Origin of the sequence: Mycobacterium asiaticum (genome assembly GCF_001673635.1) — a bacterium.
GTDB lineage: Bacteria > Actinomycetota > Actinomycetes > Mycobacteriales > Mycobacteriaceae > Mycobacterium > Mycobacterium asiaticum_C.
The window spans coordinates 1-19,509 of sequence record NZ_LZMH01000065.1; the positions used below are offsets into that span (position 1 = coordinate 1).

At 67.7% G+C, this 19,509-nt stretch carries 15 protein-coding genes and 1 pseudogene; 6 read left to right on the top strand and 10 right to left on the bottom strand.

Going from position 1 to position 19,509, the window contains the following annotated elements; all coding sequences use genetic code 11:
* Window positions 1-205: pseudogene (locus A5645_RS28385) on the top strand (HNH endonuclease signature motif containing protein); the annotation flags it as partial.
* Here A5645_RS28385 and A5645_RS18000 read toward each other — a convergent pair.
* On the bottom strand, window positions 202-1,512 hold the full coding sequence (locus tag A5645_RS18000; RefSeq protein ID WP_065130543.1) for an adenylate/guanylate cyclase domain-containing protein: 1,311 nt from the start codon (window positions 1,510-1,512) through the stop codon (window positions 202-204). The pseudogene A5645_RS28385 and the gene A5645_RS18000 overlap by 4 nt on opposite strands.
* Window positions 1,513-1,580: 68 nt before the next feature.
* Here A5645_RS18000 and A5645_RS18005 point away from each other — a divergent pair, with 68 nt between their 5' ends.
* The gene (locus A5645_RS18005; RefSeq protein ID WP_065130544.1) at window positions 1,581-2,033 is read left to right on the top strand and encodes a DUF2834 domain-containing protein; all 453 of its coding nucleotides are present in this window, start codon (window positions 1,581-1,583) and stop codon (window positions 2,031-2,033) included.
* 55 nt (window positions 2,034-2,088) lie between these two features.
* On the opposite strand, the gene A5645_RS18010 is transcribed toward A5645_RS18005, so the two are convergent.
* Genes A5645_RS18010 through A5645_RS18020 form a run of 3 tightly spaced genes read right to left on the bottom strand, consistent with a single transcriptional unit; the run spans window position 2,089 to window position 5,880 of the window.
* Entirely contained in the window at window positions 2,089-2,649 is a 561-nt protein-coding gene (locus A5645_RS18010) for a hypothetical protein (RefSeq protein ID WP_155768062.1), read from the bottom strand.
* On the bottom strand, window positions 2,628-5,003 hold the full coding sequence (locus tag A5645_RS18015; RefSeq protein WP_065130546.1) for a phosphoketolase family protein: 2,376 nt from the start codon (window positions 5,001-5,003) through the stop codon (window positions 2,628-2,630). The genes A5645_RS18010 and A5645_RS18015 overlap by 22 nt, the downstream gene beginning before the upstream one ends.
* A 28-nt stretch (window positions 5,004-5,031) precedes the next feature.
* Window positions 5,032-5,880 (bottom strand): SDR family oxidoreductase, encoded by an 849-nt coding sequence (locus A5645_RS18020; protein WP_065130547.1) that lies wholly within the window; start codon window positions 5,878-5,880, stop codon window positions 5,032-5,034.
* Window positions 5,881-6,020: 140 nt separating this feature from the next.
* Between A5645_RS18020 and A5645_RS18025 the strand changes: the two genes are divergently transcribed.
* The 4 genes from A5645_RS18025 to A5645_RS18040 all read left to right on the top strand — a co-directional run bounded on the left by A5645_RS18025 (window position 6,021) and on the right by A5645_RS18040 (window position 13,443).
* The gene (locus A5645_RS18025) at window positions 6,021-8,357 is read left to right on the top strand and encodes a CaiB/BaiF CoA-transferase family protein (RefSeq protein WP_155768063.1); all 2,337 of its coding nucleotides are present in this window, start codon (window positions 6,021-6,023) and stop codon (window positions 8,355-8,357) included.
* 8 nt (window positions 8,358-8,365) lie between these two features.
* Window positions 8,366-9,790, top strand: coding sequence for an aldehyde dehydrogenase (locus A5645_RS18030; RefSeq protein WP_065130549.1), 1,425 nt, complete (start codon window positions 8,366-8,368; stop codon window positions 9,788-9,790).
* Window positions 9,791-9,813: 23 nt separating this feature from the next.
* Window positions 9,814-11,301: an acetyl-CoA acetyltransferase gene (locus A5645_RS18035; protein WP_065130550.1), complete on the top strand. Its 1,488-nt coding sequence runs from the start codon at window positions 9,814-9,816 to the stop codon at window positions 11,299-11,301.
* 75 nt (window positions 11,302-11,376) lie between these two features.
* On the top strand, window positions 11,377-13,443 hold the full coding sequence (locus A5645_RS18040; protein ID WP_065034219.1) for a Rossmann-fold NAD(P)-binding domain-containing protein: 2,067 nt from the start codon (window positions 11,377-11,379) through the stop codon (window positions 13,441-13,443).
* Between the two features lie 127 nt (window positions 13,444-13,570).
* Here A5645_RS18040 and A5645_RS18045 read toward each other — a convergent pair whose 3' ends face one another.
* The 6 genes from A5645_RS18045 to A5645_RS18070 all read right to left on the bottom strand — a co-directional run bounded on the left by A5645_RS18045 (window position 13,571) and on the right by A5645_RS18070 (window position 19,503).
* The gene (locus A5645_RS18045; RefSeq protein ID WP_065130551.1) at window positions 13,571-14,296 is read right to left on the bottom strand and encodes a DUF72 domain-containing protein; all 726 of its coding nucleotides are present in this window, start codon (window positions 14,294-14,296) and stop codon (window positions 13,571-13,573) included.
* 7 nt (window positions 14,297-14,303) lie between these two features.
* The gene (locus A5645_RS18050) at window positions 14,304-14,939 is read right to left on the bottom strand and encodes an HhH-GDP family DNA glycosylase (protein WP_065130552.1); all 636 of its coding nucleotides are present in this window, start codon (window positions 14,937-14,939) and stop codon (window positions 14,304-14,306) included.
* Window positions 14,940-14,978: 39 nt separating this feature from the next.
* Entirely contained in the window at window positions 14,979-15,305 is a 327-nt protein-coding gene (locus A5645_RS18055) for a TfoX/Sxy family protein (RefSeq protein WP_065130553.1), read from the bottom strand.
* Window positions 15,306-15,309: 4 nt separating this feature from the next.
* Window positions 15,310-15,798 (bottom strand): hypothetical protein, encoded by a 489-nt coding sequence (locus A5645_RS18060; RefSeq protein ID WP_065130554.1) that lies wholly within the window; start codon window positions 15,796-15,798, stop codon window positions 15,310-15,312.
* A gap of 17 nt (window positions 15,799-15,815) precedes the next feature.
* Complete coding sequence (gene lon / locus A5645_RS18065) at window positions 15,816-18,140, bottom strand: endopeptidase La (RefSeq protein ID WP_065130555.1); 2,325 nt, start codon at window positions 18,138-18,140, stop codon at window positions 15,816-15,818.
* Window positions 18,141-18,261: 121 nt separating this feature from the next.
* A complete protein-coding gene (locus A5645_RS18070) occupies window positions 18,262-19,503 on the bottom strand; it encodes an alpha-hydroxy acid oxidase (RefSeq protein WP_065130556.1) in 1,242 nt (413 codons plus the stop codon).
* Window positions 19,504-19,509 lie beyond the last annotated feature (6 nt).

Here is a 19,509-nt window from a genome sequence, read left to right on the forward strand (position 1 = left end):
CCACCCACCCGACCTGCCCCAGGATTACTGCGCCGAACGCACCGCCATGATGCCCCGACGCCGCCGCACCCGCGCCCAACACCGCGCCCACCGGGTCGCTACCGAACGCCGCCACAACCGCAACGCGCGACTGAACCCTCAATCTCAGACCTGCGACCACGCCGCCCTACCACCACCCACCGACGACGAACCACCACCGTTTTAGACGGCGAACAAACGCCACTCACCCGGCACGCCCTTGAGCTGATGCGCGCCGTGGTCCTCGAACTCCAGCCCGGACCCGATCACCAGATCGCGCAGCGTGCTCGACACCAGCACCTCGTTGGGCCCCGCCAACGCGCTCACCCGCGCCCCGATGTGCACCGCGATCCCGCCGATGTCATCGCCGCGGACCTCGCACTCACCGGTATGCAAACCGGCCCGCAGCTCAATACCCAACGCCTGCACCGCATCCCGAATAGCCATCGCGCAACGGATCGCCCGCTGCGGGCCGTCAAACATCGCCAGGAAGCCATCACCCGACGTGTTCACCTCGCGACCCCGGAACCGAGACAGTTGCGACCGCACCACCGCGTCGTGCGCATCCAGCAGCGCATGCCAATCCCGGTCACCCATCTCAGCGGCCCGCCGCGTCGAATCCACAATGTCGGTGAACAACACCGTCGCCAAAACCCGATCATCGGCAACTTCGGCTCGGTGGCCGGTGAGGAACTCGGCGATCTCCTGGAACGAATCGCGCCACGGTTCCACGAAGTGATACAGGTTGCGACCCGGCAGTTCAACGTATTTCGCGTCGGGTATGTGATCAGCGACGTATTTGCCCCACGCGGGCGGGACCATTACGTCGTCCCCGTGCTGGAGCACAAGGGTTGATACGCGGATGGTCGGGAGCACCGCCCGCACGTCTACCTCAGTCAATAGCGGTATCAGAAGAGCGTAGGTTCGTGGACTCGCGGCAAGCCGGTCGTGTCGCGCAATCGCTGCGGCGATCTCCTCGTTCCACGGCATGTCGGGATTGATTGAACGCCAGTATTCGCCCGTTCCCCACAGGGCGGTCAGGGCTGCGATGATTTCGTCGGGATCAATGCCATCGGTGCGTTCAGCAATCGGATTGGCGTAGCCCTCCAGTACCACGAGCGCGGTGGTGCGAGCCGGATGTGTGGCGGCGAACAGCGCGCCCGGCGCTAGAGCACCGGGTCCGGTGAGAAGTACCGCTTCATCGATTTCGAGATCGTCAAGCACCGCAGTGATGCTGTCGGCCCATTGCTCCAAGGTTGGCAGCGCACCCGGCTCGACAGGATCGGACGCGCCGCTTCCGGGTTGATCGAGGAAGATGAGCCGACCAAGCGATGTCATCGCCTCGACCCAACCTCGAACCGACGGAAGCTCCGGCAGGAGTTCGCAGCAGGTGAACCAATTCGGGACGAACACAATGTCGCGTTCACCCATGGGCGACGCCCTGTACGCGACGCACAAGTCCCCGTTCAGCGCGTAGCGCGTCTCCGAGAACATTGCGGAAGTGTAAGCCGACAATGCGGCAAGTCCCACCGTCCGGCAATCTCTTCGGTTTAGCGTGAATCATGAAAACAGCCGACCGCGCTTCATCAATTCCGACCCCCCGTAAGGTTCTTTGCCTTGCCTACGGTGCAATCGCGCTCGCCGCACTCATCGCGACGTGGAGCCAGGGTGGGCCATACCTGCACAGTGCCAGTGACTTCTTGGGTTCCTTTTGGCAAGACACCAAGGCGAATTCGGCCTCTCGATTCGTCGCGGCGGAAGCCCTGTGGCTGTCCGCTTCCGTGGCGATCTTGACTTTGCTCGAAGGCCGCAAGCATCAAATGAAGTGGGTGTGGCTTTACATAGGCGGATTCTTCGTTGCGGTCAGCGTGGCGTTTCCGCTCTTCCTGATTGCCCGTGAACTCCACATGCGCGATGAACCGCCCCGCCTGCGAAGCGTCGACACCCTCCTGCTAGCACTGATGGCTGCCGGGGTCGCTGGGCTAACAGCATGGATAGATATCGGACAAAACTGAACTTGCTCCGGTAGAACTATGCTTCCCGGCAGCGTTCCCGCGGTCGTCATCCGGCTCAGTTGACGCCACAGGCGCGGTCCAGGGCCAAGTAAGCCCCGTCAATCGCATAAACGTCTGCGGAGTCAAAGGTGTGGGCCGGCAACTTGCGCACTTCGGCCTCCTGCTTCTCCACAAAGAGATTGGCCGCTGCGGCCACGTCGACGGGAGCGGGAGCGATTTGCGATCGGAAAACATTCAGTATTTTCTCGAGCATCGCCGTCCGACCGGCGATCAGTTGATCGATGCCAGGCGTGTTGTAGTCCCATCCCTGGGGCAGCCTGGGGGTCGACTTGAAGTCAACCTTCGCTGTCGCCCACGCGCCGCAGGTCTTGGACCGACCGTCGGACTGCGTGGCGGGTTTGCCGCTGGTACCGGCCGTCGGCGTCGACGACTCGCCCGATCCCTTGAAGAAGATCGCCGCCGCGATGAGAGTGCCCGAGATCAAGATGGCGGCAACCACGGCGATGCCGAACCACGGACGCCGGGGGGTCGACGGCGGCCCGAAAGGCAGCGGTTGCCCGGGCGCATTGCCATCCACAGCCCGATCGTAATTCGTTACTCGCTCGACGAACCCCACGTCCAACCGGAGATCTCGGGATCGTCCTCGCCGTGCTCACGCGTGTAGCGGCGGGCGGCGATGCGGGCGTCGACCATCTGCTGACGCAATACCGCGGTCCGGCTACCCAGCCCTTCCACCCGGTCGATCACATCCATGACCAGGTGAAAGCGGTCCAGATCGTTCAGCATCACCATGTCGAACGGGGTCGTGGTGGTGCCACGCTCCTTGAAGCCGCGCACATGCAGGTTGTCGTGGCCGGCGCGGCTGTAGGTCAGCCGGTGGATCAGCCACGGGTAGCCGTGGTAGGCGAAGATGACCGGTCTGTCCCTGGTGAACAGCGCGTCGTACTCCCGATCCGGCAACCCGTGGGGATGCTCGGAGTCCGGTTGCAGCCGCATCAGGTCCACCACATTGACCACCCGCACCCCGAGGTCGGGGAGTTCTCGTCGCAGGATCGCGGCCGCTGCCAGCGTTTCCTGGGTGGGGATGTCCCCGGCACAAGCCAGCACCACATCGGGATCACTGGTGTCCGTGCTGGCCCACTGCCAGATGCCCAGACCCCGGGTGCAGTGGGCGATCGCGTCGTCCATGTCGAGGTAGGCCAGCGCCGGCTGCTTACCGGCGACGATCACGTTGATGTAGTTGCGGCTGCGCAGGCAGTGATCGGCCACCGACAGCAGGGTGTTGCCGTCGGGCGGCAGGTAGACGCGGGTCAGCTCGGCGCGTTTGTTGGCGACCAGATCGATGAAGCCCGGATCCTGATGCGACGCGCCGTTGTGATCCTGACGCCAAACATGCGAGCTCAACAGGTAGTTCAACGACGCGATCGGCCGCCGCCACGGCAGCTCCAGGGTGGTCGACAGCCACTTCGCGTGCTGATTGAGCATGGAGTCGACGATGTGCACGAACGCCTCGTAGCAGTTGAACAAGCCGTGCCGGCCGGTCAACAAGTACCCCTCCAGCCAGCCTTGGCACAGGTGCTCGGACAGCACTTCCATCACCCGCCCGTCCGGGGAGAGATGGTCGTCGTCGGGCCCGGTGGCTGAGAGCCACACCTTGCCGGTGGTCTCGAACACCGCGTCCAAGCGGTTCGAGGCCGTCTCGTCCGGGCCCATCAGCCGGAACCGGTCGGGATTGCGCTTGATCACGTCGCGCAGGAAGGCGCCGAGGATGCGGGTGGCCTCATGCATCTTGGTCCCGGGGTCCGAGACCTCGACCGCGTATTGACGGAAATCGGGCAGGTCGAGGTCGTGCAGCAGCAGCCCCCCGTTGGCGTGCGGATTGGCGCTCATCCGGCGATCGCCGGTGGGCGCAGCGGCTCGGAGCTCCGGCCGCAAAACGCCGTTCTCGTCGAACAACTCATCGGGGCGGTAGCTGCGCAGCCACTGCTCGAGCTGGGCGCGATGCTCGGGTTTGTCGTGCGTTCCGGATAGCGGGACCTGGTGCGAGCGCCAGGTGCCCTCCACTCGCTTGCCGTCGACCTCCTTGGGACCGGTCCAGCCTTTGGGGGTGCGCAGCACGATCATCGGCCACACCGGCCGTTCCGTCTCACCACCGTCGCGCGCGGCGCGCCAGATGGACGCAATGTCATCGAATGCATCGTCCAGGGCGGCAGCCAGCTGCTGATGGACGGAGGACGGGTCGTCGCCCTCGACCGTGATCGGTCGGTAGCCGTAACCCCGCAGCAGCGCCTCGAGTTCGGTGTGCGGGATGCGCGCCAGCACGGTGGGGTTGGCGATCTTGTACCCGTTGAGGTGCAGGATCGGCAGCACCGCGCCGTCCACCGCGGGGTTGAGGAACTTGTTCGAATGCCAGCCGGCGGCCAGCGGCCCGGTCTCGGCCTCGCCGTCGCCGATCACGCAGGCGACTACCAGATCGGGATTGTCGAAGGCCGCACCGAAGGCGTGCACCAGCGCATATCCGAGTTCGCCGCCCTCGTGGATCGACCCCGGCGTCTGCGCCGCCACGTGGCTGGGAATGCCGCCCGGGAAGGAGAACTGCCGAAACAGCTTGCGCAGTCCTTCGGCGTCTTCCTCGATGCCGGTATAGACCTCGCTGTAGGTGCCCTCCAGGTAGGCGTTGGCCACCAGCCCGGGACCCCCGTGGCCGGGCCCGGTGATGTAGATGACGTTGGCGTCGCGATTGCGGATGATCCGGTTGAGGTGCGCGTAGATCAGGTTCAGGCCGGGCGTGGTGCCCCAGTGCCCGAGCAGCCGGGGTTTGACGTGCTCGGGCTCCAGCGGTTGCGCCAGCAGCGGGTTGTCCAGCAGATAGATCTGGCCGACCGACAAGTAGTTCGCCGCGCGCCAGTAGGCGTCGATGAGGGACAGTTCGTCATCGGAAAGGGTTGCGGGCGCAGTCTCTCGGCTCATGGGGCTCATCTACCCGATTGTTCAGCGCTCATTCTTCGCCGCGGGCCCGCGCCTCGTAGGCGCGACGCTTTTCGACGTCGATGTCATCGGTGAAGACGTGGTCGCCGCCGATCATCCGGTTCAGCGCCTCGGCGACCCGACGCGGCCAGAATTTCTGCGAAACGACCACGGCCCCAGCAACTTTGGTGATCCGGATGCGCGGCTTGGGCTGCGCTATCAGCGCCGCGACGGCGTCGGCGATTTCGGCGGGTTCGGCGTTGCGGAAGCCCTTCATGCCCGAGGTTCCCGCGACCAGCTCGGTGTTGACGAACGTCGGCAGGACCGAGGAGAACTTCACCCCGGCCGCCCGGTACTCCAGGCGGGCGGAATCGGTGAACGCCAGCACCGCGTGCTTGCTGGCGCAATAGGTGGCCAGCCCGACGATGTGCATCTCACCGGCAAGCGAGGCGATGTTGATCACGTGACCCTGCCCGCGCGGCACCATCCGCTGGGCCGCCAGCTTGCTGCCCAGGATGACGCCGTACACGTTGATGTCCAGGATGCGCCGGGTGACGGCGTCGGGCTCGTCGACGATGCGGCCGACCGGCATGATGCCCGCGTTGTTCACCAACACGTCGATCGGTCCGAGCTGACGTTCGACCTGGTCGAGGAAATCGGAGAACGAGGTCGGGTCGGTGACGTCCAGCTTTCCGTACACCTCGAGCCCGAGGTCCGCGCCGGACTCCTTGACCGTCGTCTCGTCGATGTCGCCGATGGCAACCTTGGCGCCCAGCTTGTGCAGCGCGGTCGCGGTGGCCAACCCGATGCCCCGTGCGCCGCCGGTGATCACTACGACTTTGCCGCCGACTCTGGCGGCGACCGATGCCGTGTCTGCCACTTTCCGTCCCCTTTCGGATTGCCCTGGTTAGCAGGGTACTAGGAGCGCGCGCTACCACGTAATCGATTGTTGGACAACAGCTTTAACGAGATTAATAGCCGCACCGACGGTAGTGGGAGGCCGCCGAGTACGGTGTGCTCATGCCCGAGGGCTTGCTTGATGCGGTGCGTGTCGTCGACCTGTCCGACGGTAAGGCCGACACGGTCACCCGATTGCTTGCCGACCTGGGCGCGGACGTGCTGAAAGTGGAACCGCCCGGGGGCTGTCCGGGGCGCTGGTCGCTGCCCACCGTCGCAGGTGCAAGCATCCCGTTCGCCGTGCACAACGCCAACAAACGCAGCACGGTGCTGGATCCCGACGATGACGGCGACCGCCGGCGCCTGCAGGATCTCGCCGCCACGGCCGACATCCTGGTCGATACGGGCCGCGCCGCGGATTACGGCGCCCCGGCCGCCGAACTCGCCGACCGCTACTCGCATCTGGTGGTGCTGTCCATCAGCGACTTCGGCGCGACGGGCCCGCGGTCGTCGTGGCGCGCCACCGACGCGGTGTTGTATGCGATGGGCGGGTCGCTGGCCCGCTCTGGCCCCACCGTTGGCACCCCGGTCTTGCCGCCGGAAGGAATCGCCTCGGCGACCGCCGCCGTACAGGCGGCCTGGGCGGTACTGGCCGCCTACTACAACAAAATCCACTGCGGCACAGGCGATTACATCGACTTCTCCCGCCTGGACGCGGTGGTGATGTCGCTGGATCCGGCATTCGGGGCGCACGGGCAGGCCGCGGCCGGCGTGCGCAGCGGCTCCCGGTGGCGTGGCCGCCCGCGCAACCAGGACGCGTACCCGATTTATCCCTGCCGGGACGGTTACGTGCGGTTGTGCGTGATGGCACCGCGCCAGTGGCGCGGATTGCGTCGCTGGCTGGGGGAGCCGGACGACTTCCAGGACCCCAAGTACGACGTGATCGGCGCCCGGTTCGCGGCCTGGCCGCAGATCAGCGCGCTGGTGGCGGCGCTGTTTGCGGATCGGACCATGAAGGAGTTGGTGACAGCCGGCCAGGAGCACGGCGTGCCGATCGCCGCGGTCCTGACGCCGTCGCGCATCCTGGTCTCCGAGCACTTCCAGGCCGTCGGCGCGATCACCGAGGCCGAATTGGTGCCCGGGGTGCGCGCGCAGGTCCCCACCGGCTATTTCGTCGTCGACGGGCAACGGGCGGGTTTCCGGACGCCGGCCCCGACCGCCGGGAAAGACCAGCCGGGCTGGGTCGCCGACCGCGCGCCACAGTCCGCACATACCGGCCCACCGGGCGAGTATCCGCTGGCCGGGTTGCGCATCCTGGATCTCGGCATCATCGTCGCCGGCGGCGAACTGAGCCGGTTGTTCGGCGATCTGGGCGCCGACGTGATCAAGATCGAGAGCGCCGAATATCCCGACGGGCTGCGGCAGGCCCGGGTCGGCGACCCGATGAGCGAATCGTTCGCCTGGACCCACCGCAATCACCGGGCCCTGGGCATCGACCTGCGCAGCGCCGAGGGCAAGGAGATCTTCGGACGTCTCGTTGCCGAAGCGGACGCGGTGTTCGCCAATTTCAAGCCTGGCACCCTCACCTCGCTCGGGTTCAGCTACGACGCGCTGCGCGCGCTCAACCCGCGGATCGTGCTCGCCGGCAGCAGCGCGTTCGGCAACCGCGGACCGTGGAGCAGACGGCTGGGCTACGGACCCCTGGTGCGGGCGACCACCGGAGTCACCCGGGTCTGGACGTCCGACGAGGCTCCCGCCGGGGGCGCCCGGCACCCGTTCTACGACGCGACGACGGTCTTCCCCGACCACGTGGTCGGACGCATCGCCGCGATCTCGGCATTGGCGGCGCTCATCCGCCGTGACCGGCGCCGGCAGGGTGCGCACGTGCACATCTCGCAGGCCGAAGCGGTGGTCAACCAACTCGACACGCTGTTCGTCACCGAGAGCTTGCTGGCCGCCGGCATCGCCGACGTTCGCAACGACACCAGCGTGCACGCCGTCTGCCCCTGCGCCGGCGACGACGAATGGTGCGTCGTCTCGATCACCTCGGACGACGAATGGCGCTGCCTGGCAAAGGTTCTGGAACGACCCGGATTACCGGCCGACGAGCTGGTGGCCGCGTTGCGCGACTGGACCGGCGCGCGCACGCCACTGGAAGTGGCCGAGACACTGCAGCGACAGGGCATCGCTGCCGGGCCGATGCACCGGCCGCCGGACATCCTGGAAGACCCCCAGCTCATTCACCGCAATCTCTTCCAGGACATGACGCATCCGCTGATCGTCAGGCCGTTACCCGCCGAGACCGGACCGGCGCCGTTCCGGCACATCCCGCGGGCACCGCAACGGCCCGCGCCGCAGCCGGGCCAGGACACGCGCGAGATCTGCGCTCAGCTCCTCGGCATGACCCCGGATGAGATCGAGCGACTGATCGGCGACAAGGTGCTGTTCGCACCGGATTGAGAGGCACGATGCCCGCACTGTTTTTCGTCGACGGTCACTTCCACACCGCCGATTGCGCTGATCCGGTGGTGGAGGCGGCCACCGGCGAACCCTTGGGCGACGGCGCAGTCGTCACCGAGTCCGACATCGACACCGCGGTCGCGGCCGCGCGGCGGGCGTTGCCCGAGTGGCGCGCGAGTTCACCGGACCACCGCGCCGCAATCCTGATCGCGATGGCCGACGCCCTCAAGGCGCGCGCGAAGCCCACCAGCGAGCTGGTGAGCAGAGAGAACGGCATGCCGATCGCCCTGTCGCGCGGCGCCAACGGCGCGTTCCCGCCGTTGCTGCTCCGGTATTACGCCCAGCTGGTCACCGAGACCCCCGTCGAGGAGATCCGGCCCAGCATCACCGGCCACACGATCGTGCGCCGCGAGGCCGTCGGGGTGGTCGCCGCGATCGTCCCGTGGAACTATCCGCAGGCGCTGGCCGCGATGAAGGTTGCACCGGCACTCGCCGCCGGTTGCACCGTTGTGCTCAAGGCTTCGCCGGAAACCGCCTTGGACGCACTGGCTTTCGCCGAGGCCGCCGTAGATGCCGGGCTGCCGGCCGGGGTGCTGAATGTGGTGTCGGGCGGCCCGGCGGTAGGCGCCTGCCTGGTGGCCCATCCGGGCGTGGACAAGGTCGCTTTCACCGGGTCGACCGCCACGGGGCGGCTGGTCGCCGAAATCTGTGGCCGGCTGATGCGCCCGGTAACCCTCGAGCTCGGCGGCAAGTCGGCCGCGATCATCCTCGACGACGCCGACCTGGACGCGACTATGCGGGGACTGCGCAACGCGTCCTTCGTCAACAACGGTCAGACCTGCCACCTCAGCTCCCGCATCCTGGCGCCCAGATCCCGCTACGACGAGATCGTCGACGCGGTGGCGGCGCTGGCCGACGGCCTGGCGGTCGGTGACCCGCTGGACCCTGCGACCGAGATCGGGCCGCTGGTCAGCTCGCGGCAGCGCGACCGGGTGCTGGATTACATCGCCGTCGGCAGGGACAGCGGTGCCCGGTTGGTGGCCGGCGGATCGGTGCCCAAGGACCAGCCGCGGGGCTGGTTCGTGGCGCCGACCGTCTTCGCCGATGTCGAGCACTCTGACCGCCTGGCCCGCGAGGAGATCTTCGGGCCGGTGCTAACGATCAGCGGTTACGACACCGACGAGGAGGCGATCGCGCTGGCCAACGACACCGAATTCGGGCTGGCGGGCACGGTCTGGTCGGCCGACGTCGACCGGGCCACCACGGTTGCGCGCGCAGTGCACACCGGCACCATCGGGGTCAACGACTACGCGCTCGACGTGCGCGCGCCGTTCGGTGGCGTCAAGGCCAGCGGGCTGGGCCGGGAGCTCGGACCGGAGGGTCTGGAGGCCTACCGGACGCTCAAGTCGATCTACCGCACCGGACCCGCCTGACGCGCTCGCGATAGGTTTCAGGCATGCCCGTCGATCCCAAGACGCCGGTGCTGATCGGCTACGGCCAGGTCAACCATCGCGACGAAGTAGACCCTGACCAGCGCTCCATCGAGCCACTCGACCTGATGGTCACCGCCTCGCGCGAGGCCGCCGACGCCCGCGTGCTTGAGGCCGTCGACTCCATCCGCGTGGTGAACATCCTTTCGGCCCACTACCGCAACCCCGGGCTGTTGCTCGGCGAACGCCTCGGGATCGGGTCGTTCACCGCCGGATACAGCAGTGTGGGCGGCAACACGCCGCAGGCACTGGTCAACCAGGCGTGCCTCGACATCCAGCAGGGCCGCGCGGGCGTCGTGCTGATCTCGGCCGCCGAGACCTGGCGCACCCGCAACGAGTTGAAGAAGCGGGGCGCCCGGCTGGTGTGGACCGAGCAGGACAACTCGGTGCCGATCCCCGAGATCGCCGACGACGACGTGCCGATGGCCGGGGAAGCCGAGATCCGGATCAGGCTGGACCGGCCGTCCTTCGTGTACCCGATCTTCGAGCAGGCGCTGCGGCTCGCCAACGGCGAGTCCGCCGACGAGCACAGCAGACGCATCAGCGAGCTGTGGGCACGCTTCAGCGCGGTGGCGGTCGACAACCCCAACGCGTGGATACGCCGCCCGGTGACGGCGGAGGAGATCCGGGAGCCCAGCCCCCAGAACCGGATGATCAGCTGGCCCTATACGAAGCTGATGAACTCGAACAACATGGTCGACCAGGGCGCGGCGCTGGTGCTGGCCTCGGTCGAACAGGCCCAGCGCCTAGGCGTGCCGCCCGAACGCTGGGTGTACCCGCAATCGGGCACCGACGCCCACGACACCTCGGCCATCGCCGAGCGCGGCGAGTTGCACCGGTCCCCGGCGATCCGGATCGGCGGGAGGCGGGCGCTGGAACTGGCCGGGCTGGGCATCGACGACGTCGACTACGTCGATCTGTACTCGTGTTTCCCCTCCGCGGTCCAGGTTGCCGCGAACGAGCTGGGCCTGGCTACCGACGATCCCGCCCGCCCCTTGACGGTGACCGGGGGGCTCACCTTCGCCGGCGGTCCGTGGAGCAACTACGTCACTCACTCCATCGCCACCATGGCCGAACTGCTGGTGGCAAACCCGGGCCGCCGCGGCCTGATCACCGCGAACGGCGGTTATCTGACCAAGCACAGCTTCGGCGTCTACGGCACCGAGCCGCCGCCGTCGGGGTTCCGCTGGGCGGACGTCCAGGAGGCGGTGGACCAGGAACCGACCACGACCGAGGCCGTCGAGTGGGAAGGCGTCGGGACCGTGGAAGCCTGGACGACGCCGTTCGACCGGGACGGGCAGCCTGAAAAGGCATTCCTGGCCGTCCGCACCCCCGACGATGCCCGTGCCCTCGCGGTGATCAACGATCACGACGCGGCCGCGGCGACACTGCAAGAGGACTTCGCCGGCGCAAAGGTAGCTATCGCCGGAGACGGCACCGCAACGTTGCAGTAACCGGGTCACGGTAAAGACTCAAAAATGCGCAAGTCAGCGCAGCTTGCCTATTGTCAGTGGGGGAGGTGAAGCCAGGTGCACGTGCTGCTTACCGACGCCACCAGCACGGTCGGGCGGTTGCTCGCGCGCCAGCTGATCGCCGCCGGGCACACCATCAGCGGCATCGCCTCATACCCGCACGAGTGCCTGGATCCCAACGTGGACCTCGTCCGCGCGTCGCTGCGCGACCCGGTGCTGGTGGACTTGGCTGCCGACGCCGACGTCGTGATCCATCTCGCTCCCGTCGACACCACCGCCCCGGGCGGGGCGGGCGTCACCGGTGTCGCGCACGTGGCCCAGGCCGCGGCCCGCGCCGGATCCCGGCTGCTGTTCGTGTCGCAGGCCGCGGGCCGCGCGGAGCTGTACCGCCCGGCCGAGACGCTGGTGACCACCGGGTGGGCGCCCAGTCTGGTCATCCGGATCGCTCCGCTGCTCGGCCGCCAACTCGACTGGATGACGTGTCGCACCGTGGCGACCCTGATGCGCACCAAGATCTCCGCGCAACCCATCCGGGTGCTGCACGCCGACGACCTGGTCCGCTTCCTGGTGCTGGCGGTCGGCACCGACCGCACCGGCGCGGTGGATCTGGCGACCCCGGACACCACCAACGTCATCACCGCCTGGCGGGTGCTGCGTAGCGTCGACCCGCGGCTGCGGTTGCATGGCGTCCGGGGCTGGGACCAGCTGGTGCCGGAGCTCGATATCGCTGTGGCGCAGGAAGATTGGAACTTCGTCTACGGCTGGCAGGCGCTGGATGCGGTGGTGGACACCGGCCGCGGACTCGTCGGGCGCAAACTCGGACCCGCCGGCGCGGTCGTTGGGTCAGGTCAGCTGCCGTTGCCGTGGGAAACGCTGCCCCGGGTCGGTTCGACCGAGGGCCTCGACGGGGAATTCGACGACCGGATCGATCCGCGTTTCCCGGTCTTCAGCGCCGCCGGTCTGGCCGATTCACTGCCGGGGCCGCTCACGCCCATCACGCTCGATGTCCAGATGAGCGGGCTGCGCGCGGCGGGGCAGGCGATGAGCCGGGTGCTGGCGCTCGGCGATCTGATCGCCGAGGAGTGGGCCACCAGCGCGATCGCGGTCTTCGGGCACCGGCCCTACGTCGGGGTGTCGGCCAACATCGTCGCCGCCGCTCAGCTTCCCGGCTGGGACTCCCACGCCGTCGCCGAGCGGGAACTGGGCACCGAACCTCCGGTCGACGAACTGCTGCCGCTGTGGCGACCACCCGGCGGACAGCGGGGTTCGGTGGCCAAGGTGGTGGTGACCGCGCGCTCGCTGGCCCTGTTGCGGCACCTCCGAACCGACACCCAGGCCTACGTCGACGCCGCCGCCGCCGAACACCTGGACACCGAAGCGCTCGCCGCGCTGCCCGATGCCGCCCTGGAAGTTCGGCTGCGTTTGCTGCGGGACCGCATCCACCAGGGCTGGATCCTGACGGCGTTGTGGGTGATCGACAGTGGCGTCACAGCCGCGACGCTGAAACACACCAGCGCCGCGGGCAGTGTGTCCGGCGTCGGGGTGATCATGGAAAGCGACCGCATCGCGACACAGACCGAAGCACTGACGGGCATGCTGCGCGCCGATTCGACCCTGCGCGCGCTGGCCCGCGAAGGCAACGTCGGCAGCATCCGCGCCCTGTCTCCGGCCGCTGCCGCCGCCCTCGACGCGGCCATCGCCCAGGTCGGGCACCGCGGCCCGGGGGAGGCCGAGCTGGCCAGTCCCGCGTTCGCCGACGACCCGGCGTTGCTGCTACAGCTGGCAGCCGAGAACGCGGAGGGCCCGACGGTGGTGCCTTCGGCCCCGGGGTCGTTGTCGCAGCGGCTGGCCGGAAGCGCGCGCAACTCCCGGGAACTGGCGCACGACACCACCATCCGCTTCACTCACGAGCTGCGGATAACGTTGCGGGAGTTGGGCGCTCGCCGCGTGGCCGCGGATCTGATCGACAGCGTGGACGACGTGTACTACCTGGTCTGTGACGAGCTCGTCAGCATGCCCGTCGACGCCCGGCTACGCATCAAACGCCGCCGCGCGGAGCGGGAACGGCTGCAGGCTCAGCATCCGCCCGACGTCATCGACCACACATGGAAGTCAGCTGAATAGCCATTCTGAGTCGTGTACGGTGAAGTCGGCCAGCGACGTCGGCGCACAAGACGATCTGCCCGGCAAAGTCGTTGTCTCGCAATGCCTCCACCGCTTTCGCGGCAGCGAGGGCACCTCCTGCTGACCGCTATCCCAGAAGTTCCCGTAGCGACAACGCGTTGCGGACCGCGTGACCGCCCAGATCGTTGTTGAAGTAGACCCACACATCGCGACTCTCGTTCCGCCAGTCCATGATTCGTTCGGCCCACCAGCGCAGGTCGGCGGCGGTGTAGGAGCCGGTGTACATGCTGGCCGGCTCCGGCCCGTGCATCCGCACATAGACCAGATCGGTGGTGGCGCGCGGTACACACGCCAGATTCGCGCCGCTCATCACGACATAGGCGGCACGGTGTTTTTCCAGCAGCGCATAGACATCCGGGGCGTTCCAGGACGGGTGGCGTAGTTCCACGGCGGTTCGGATGTACGCGGGCAGCAGGCTCAAGAACGCATCGAGCCGAGCATCGTCGCGCTGCTGCTCCGGATGCAGTTGCACCAGCAGTACGCCGCGTCGATCGCCGAGCGCCTGCCAGCAGCGTTCGAACCGTTCGATCCATGGTTCCGGCGAGCCCAGCCGACGGTAGTGGGTGAGGCCACGATGCGCTTTGACCGACATGGTGAAGCCCTCCGGCAGCCGGTCACGCCATCCGGCGAACGTCGAATCCTTGGGCCAGCGGTAGAAACTCGCATTGAGTTCCACAGTGTCGAATACCTCGACGTAGCGCAACAGGCGCTTGGCGGCGGGCAGTCCCGGTCGGTACAGCACGTCGGCCCAGTGGTCATAGGACCATCCGGAGGTGCCGATCCGCACGGTCATCGGCGGATCAGCCGGCTAGCTGCCGGCGCAGATCGTCGTCAAGCGACGTCCGCACCAGGGCCGCGGCCAACCTGGCGTTGCTGCGCGGCGCCAAGGCGGCGAGCTTGTCCGGATCGGTGGGCAGGTCCAGCGCCTCGGCCGCCGCGGTGGCCCGTTCGTCGAAATGCGGCCGCGCCCACGTCCACACGTCCTGCACCTCGCGCAGAAAGATGTCGGCACCGGTATCGCCGATGCCCTTGAATCCCTTGAGGATTCGCACCGCCTTCGCCGGGTCCCTGTCGCTGCGGCGGGTGACTTCCCGCAGGTCGCCGGCGAATTCGTCGCGCACCTTGGTTGCCATCTCGGTCAGCCTGGTGGCCGAGCTTTCGTCGTAGCGCACATAGTGCGCGCGGCCGAACGCCTCGATCATGGTCTGCCGGTTGGCCGCCAACACGGCTCTCGGCGTCCGCAGGCCTGCCTTGAACAGCTCCCGCGCGGCGCTCATGGCGATGGCGGCGTCGATGGGCTTGCTGGCCAGCATGCACAGCACCAATAGCTGAAACAGCGGCATGGGCTTGTCTTTGATCTGGATTCCGGCCTCGGCCGCGTAGGTGGTGCCGGCGGCTTTGAGCAGCCGCCGCACCCGTTGCTTGGAGGTATCCATACGCGCGGCGTACCCGCAACCCCGCGGCACAAACCCCCGCTACTTGGGCGACAAGCTACCCGCGTAGTGGACGCCCCGCTCGACCCAACTTCGTAGCTGGCGTTTGGTTTTCACGCCGTCCGGGGCTACCCGCAGCCAGCCGCGGATTTCCCGGCCGGCCATGATCATCGGGCTGACGTGGGGGCGCCCGAGCAAATTCTGGGTGTCTTCTTTGCGGACCCGCACCATCAGGCCGCCCTGACCGCTGACCGCGACTGCCATATGCCCGCCGATCAGGAACGCCAGCCCGCCGAACATCCGCTTCTCGTCGAACCTCGGTCCCAGCAGTTCGCGAACCCGGTCGGCGAGATCGGTGTCGTAGGCCACCGCGCTAAACGGGTCGTGCGGCGGGGACGCCGACGGCGCGCAGCACCCATTCGGGGGGCACGGCGAACGCGACGGACCGCCGCGGCAGGGTGGTCAGCACCGGCTCGGGCAGCGCGGTCTTGTAGTTCAGCGACAGCCGGCCCGAGAAAGCGGGATCGACCTGGCTGACGTCGACCTCCACCAGCAGACCTGCGGCGGAGAACGTGCCCCGCACGGGTCCGCTGTCGGGCGCATCCCAGCGCAGGTCGATGGCGCGCCCGGCAACCCTGGGCACCGTCGACAGGGTGCCCAGGACCCGCTGGGGGGTGATCACCAGGGCGCCTACATAACTGCGGATGTTGCCCTTTGAGACCTTGCCGGGCACCGCACCGGTGAAGCGGAATGTCACCGGAACGAATTCCGCGAGGTGCAGGATGTTCTCGGTTTCGACCTCTGCCCGCACATCTGCGGGCAGCTTGCCGATGCCTAGCAATCGACGCAGCAACACAGCCATCCGTGCACCCTAGCGCCTTAGGCGGCCACCGTCGCCGCCTCCGCGGATTCCAACGCCTGCGCGACGATCTCGGCGACGTCGGTCATCGGTTTGACGGTCAGCGCCTCGAGCACTTCGGCGGGCACGTCGTCCAGGTCCGGCTCGTTGCGCGACGGGATGAAAACCGTAGACAGCCCGGCCCGTTGGGCGGCGAGCAGCTTCTGCTTGACGCCGCCGATCGGCAGCACCCGGCCGTTCAGCGTGACTTCACCGGTCATGCCGACATCCGAGCGCACCTGGCGTCCGGTGGCCATCGACACCAGCGCGGTCACCATCGTCACACCGGCGGACGGGCCGTCCTTGGGCACCGCGCCGGCCGGCACGTGCACGTGGATGCGCCGGTCCAGCACGGTCGGGTCGACGCCGAGTTCGGCTGCGTGCGAACGCACATAGGACAGCGCGATCTGTGCCGACTCCTTCATCACCTCACCCAGCTGGCCGGTCAGCTGCAACGACGCCTCACCCTCCGTCGAGCCGGCTTCGATATAGAGGACATCGCCGCCCAGGCCCGTGACGGCCAGACCGGTAGCCACGCCGGGCACCGCGGTGCGTTCGGCGGACTCCGGCGTAAACCGCGGCCGGCCAAGGTAACTGACCAAGTCCGGCTCATCGACGGTGATCGGCTCGCTGTTCTCGGCGAGCTTGGTGGTCACCTTGCGCAGCGCCTTGGCCAGCAGCCGCTCGAACTGCCGCACCCCCGGTTCGCGGGTGTAATCGGCGGCGATCTTGCGCAACGCGGGGTCGGTGATCGTGACTTCGTCCTCGGTCAGCGCTGCCCGCTCCCGCTGCCGGGGCAGCAGGTAATCGCGTGCGATCGCGACCTTGTCGTCCTCGGTGTAGCCGTCGATCTGAACCAGTTCCATCCGGTCCAGCAGCGCCGACGGGATGTTCTCGATCACGTTGGCGGTGGCCAGGAACACCACGTCGGACAGGTCCAGGTCCAGATCCAGGTAGTGGTCGCGGAAGGTGTGGTTCTGCGCCGGGTCGAGCACCTCCAGTAGCGCCGCGCTCGGGTCGCCGCGGTAGTCGGAGCCCACCTTGTCGATTTCGTCCAGTAGCACAACGGGATTCATCGACTCGGCCTCGCCGATGGCCCGCACGATGCGGCCCGGCAACGCGCCGACGTAGGTGCGCCGGTGACCGCGGATCTCGGCCTCGTCGCGCACGCCACCCAGGGCGACCCGCACGAACTTCCGGCCCAATGCCCGGGCAACGCTTTCGCCCAGCGAGGTCTTGCCGACGCCCGGAGGACCGGCTAGCACCATTACCGCGCCGGAACCCCGGCCACCGACCACCTGCAGCCCACGCTGCGCGCGTCGGGTGCGCACCGCCAGGTATTCGACGATGCGGTCCTTGACGTCGTCCAGACCGTGGTGGTCGGCGTCCAGGATGGCCCGGGCGGCGGCCAGGTCGGTCGAATCCTCGGTCCGCACATTCCACGGCAGGTCCAGCACGGTGTCCAGCCAGGTGCGGATCCAGCCGCTTTCCGGGCTCTGGTCGCTGGCCCGTTCCAGCTTGCCGACCTCACGCAGCGCGGCCTCGCGCACCTTCTCCGGCAGATCGGCGGCCTCGACCCGCGCCCGATAAGCCGTGTCCTCGGGGCCCTCCGGCCCCAACTCGCCCAGTTCTTTGCGGATGGCGGCCAGTTGCTGGCGCAGCAGAAATTCCTTCTGCGTCTTCTCCATGCCCTCGCGGACGTCTTCGGCGATCTTGTCGTTCACTTCGACCTCGGCCAGGTGTTCACCGGTCCAGTCGATCAGCAGGCGCAGCCGGCGGCCCACGTCGATGGTCTCGAGCATCTCGCGCTTCTGCACGTCGGACAGGTAAGACGCGTAGCCCGACGTGTCGGCCAGCGCCGACGGGTCGGTGAGGCTGTTGACGTAGTCGATGATCTGCCAGGCGTCCCGGCGTTGCAGCATCGCCAGCAACAGTTTCTTGTATTCGGCGGCCAGTGCCTTGATCTCGTCGGTCGTCTCGGTGTCGGGGACCTCGGTGACCTCGACCCACAGCGCCGCACCCGGTCCGCTGGCGCCGGCGCCGATGTGCGCGCGCCGTTCACCCCGCACGACGGCGGCGGTGCCTCCGCCGGCGATCCGGCCGACCTGCAGAATCTTGGCCACTACGCCGTGGGTCGGGTAGCGGTCCTCCAACCGGGGCGCGACCAGCAGCTCGCGTGAGTCGCTGGCCTGGGCGGCGTCGACCGCCGCGCGGGCGGCGTCGTCGAGCGCAATCGGCACCACCATCCCGGGCAATACGATCGTGTCGTTAGCGAACAGGACCGGCAGTGATTTGGCTTGGGCCATCAGATCCTCCAAAAGTTAAGTCTGACTGGCTCAACCCTGGCGGCTTCCGGTTTGTTCCCGTTGTCAGTTCGCTACGAGCGTCACGCGAGCGCAATGCTGGGTGCCGAGCGTCACGCTGGCGTTACGCCGGCGGCACCGGCCCCAGCCGCCGCAGCTGCGTCAGGTGCTTGGGAGACAGTTCTTCGAGGCAGGTCACGCCCAGCAGGGCCATGGTCCGCAGCACGCCGCTCTCGAGGATGTCGATCGCTCGCCGGACGCCCGCCTCGCCACCGGCCATCAGCCCGTAGAGATAGGCCCGTCCCACCAGCGTGCACCTGGCGCCCAACGCGATAGCCGCGACGATATCTGCGCCCGACATGATGCCGGTGTCCAGCAGTATCTCGGTGTCGTTGCCCAGTTCGCGGGACACCGACGGCAACAGGTGAAACGGCACCGGCGCCCGATCCAGTTGACGGCCACCGTGATTGGACAGCACGATGCCGTCGACGCCGCGGTCGACGACCGCCCGGGCGTCGTCCAGCGTCTGAATCCCTTTCACCACGAGCTTGCCGGGCCAGTGCGACTTGATCCAGGCCAGATCGTCGAAGGTGACGCTGGGGTCGAACATGGAGTTCAGATATTCGCCGACGGTGCCCGACCAGCGGTCCAGCGAGGCGAAGGACAACGGTTCGGTGGTCAACAAGTCAAACCACCAGTGCGGGTGCGGAACCGCGTCCAGCACGGTCCGCAGCGTCAACGCCGGCGGGATGGACATTCCGTTGCGGACATCGCGCAACCGCGCGCCGGCGACGGGGACGTCGACGGTCACCAGCATGGTGTCGAAACCCGCCTCGGCGGCCCGCCGGACCAGGGCCATTGACCGGTCGCGGTCCTTCCACATGTAAAGCTGAAACCATTTGCGCCCCTGCGGCACTGCCGTCGCGACGTCTTCGATGGAGCTGGTGCCCAGGGTGGACAACGAGAAGGGGATACCCGCCGCGGCCGCCGCCCGCGCACCGGCGATCTCGCCCTCGGTGTGCATCAAACGGGTGAATCCGGTGGGTGCGATGGCGAACGGCAACACCACTGGTTGGCCCAACACATTCCATCCGGCCGTGACATTGGTGACATCACGCAGGATGGTCGGGTGAAATTCGATGTCGCGGAACGCTTGTCGGGCCCGCTGTATCGAAAGCTCGTCCTCGGCGGCGCCGTCGGTGTAGTCGAACGCCGCCTTGGGAGTCCGCCGTTTGGCGATCCGGCGCAGATCTTCGATGGTGAGCGCGGCGTCCAACCGCCGTTGGATGCGGTCGAACTGCGGCTTCTTGAACTGCAGCAGCGGCGCTAGGTCGCGGATTTTGGGTATCTGCCGCTTGACCGCCATCAGTTC

Coding starts and splice junctions, on each gene's coding strand:
- A5645_RS18035 (WP_065130550.1), top strand. CDS start 9,814: ATGCCCGTCGATCCCAAGACGCCGGTGCTGATCGGCTACGGCCAGGTC.
- A5645_RS18070 (WP_065130556.1), bottom strand. CDS start 19,503: ATGGCGGTCAAGCGGCAGATACCCAAAATCCGCGACCTAGCGCCGCTG.
- A5645_RS18060 (WP_065130554.1), bottom strand. CDS start 15,798: ATGGCTGTGTTGCTGCGTCGATTGCTAGGCATCGGCAAGCTGCCCGCA.
- A5645_RS18030 (WP_065130549.1), top strand. CDS start 8,366: ATGCCCGCACTGTTTTTCGTCGACGGTCACTTCCACACCGCCGATTGC.
- A5645_RS18015 (WP_065130546.1), bottom strand. CDS start 5,003: ATGAGCCGAGAGACTGCGCCCGCAACCCTTTCCGATGACGAACTGTCC.
- A5645_RS18045 (WP_065130551.1), bottom strand. CDS start 14,296: ATGACCGTGCGGATCGGCACCTCCGGATGGTCCTATGACCACTGGGCC.
- lon (WP_065130555.1), bottom strand. CDS start 18,140: ATGGCCCAAGCCAAATCACTGCCGGTCCTGTTCGCTAACGACACGATC.
- A5645_RS18005 (WP_065130544.1), top strand. CDS start 1,581: ATGAAAACAGCCGACCGCGCTTCATCAATTCCGACCCCCCGTAAGGTT.
- A5645_RS18050 (WP_065130552.1), bottom strand. CDS start 14,939: ATGGATACCTCCAAGCAACGGGTGCGGCGGCTGCTCAAAGCCGCCGGC.
- A5645_RS18000 (WP_065130543.1), bottom strand. CDS start 1,512: ATGTTCTCGGAGACGCGCTACGCGCTGAACGGGGACTTGTGCGTCGCG.
- A5645_RS18025 (WP_155768063.1), top strand. CDS start 6,021: ATGCCCGAGGGCTTGCTTGATGCGGTGCGTGTCGTCGACCTGTCCGAC.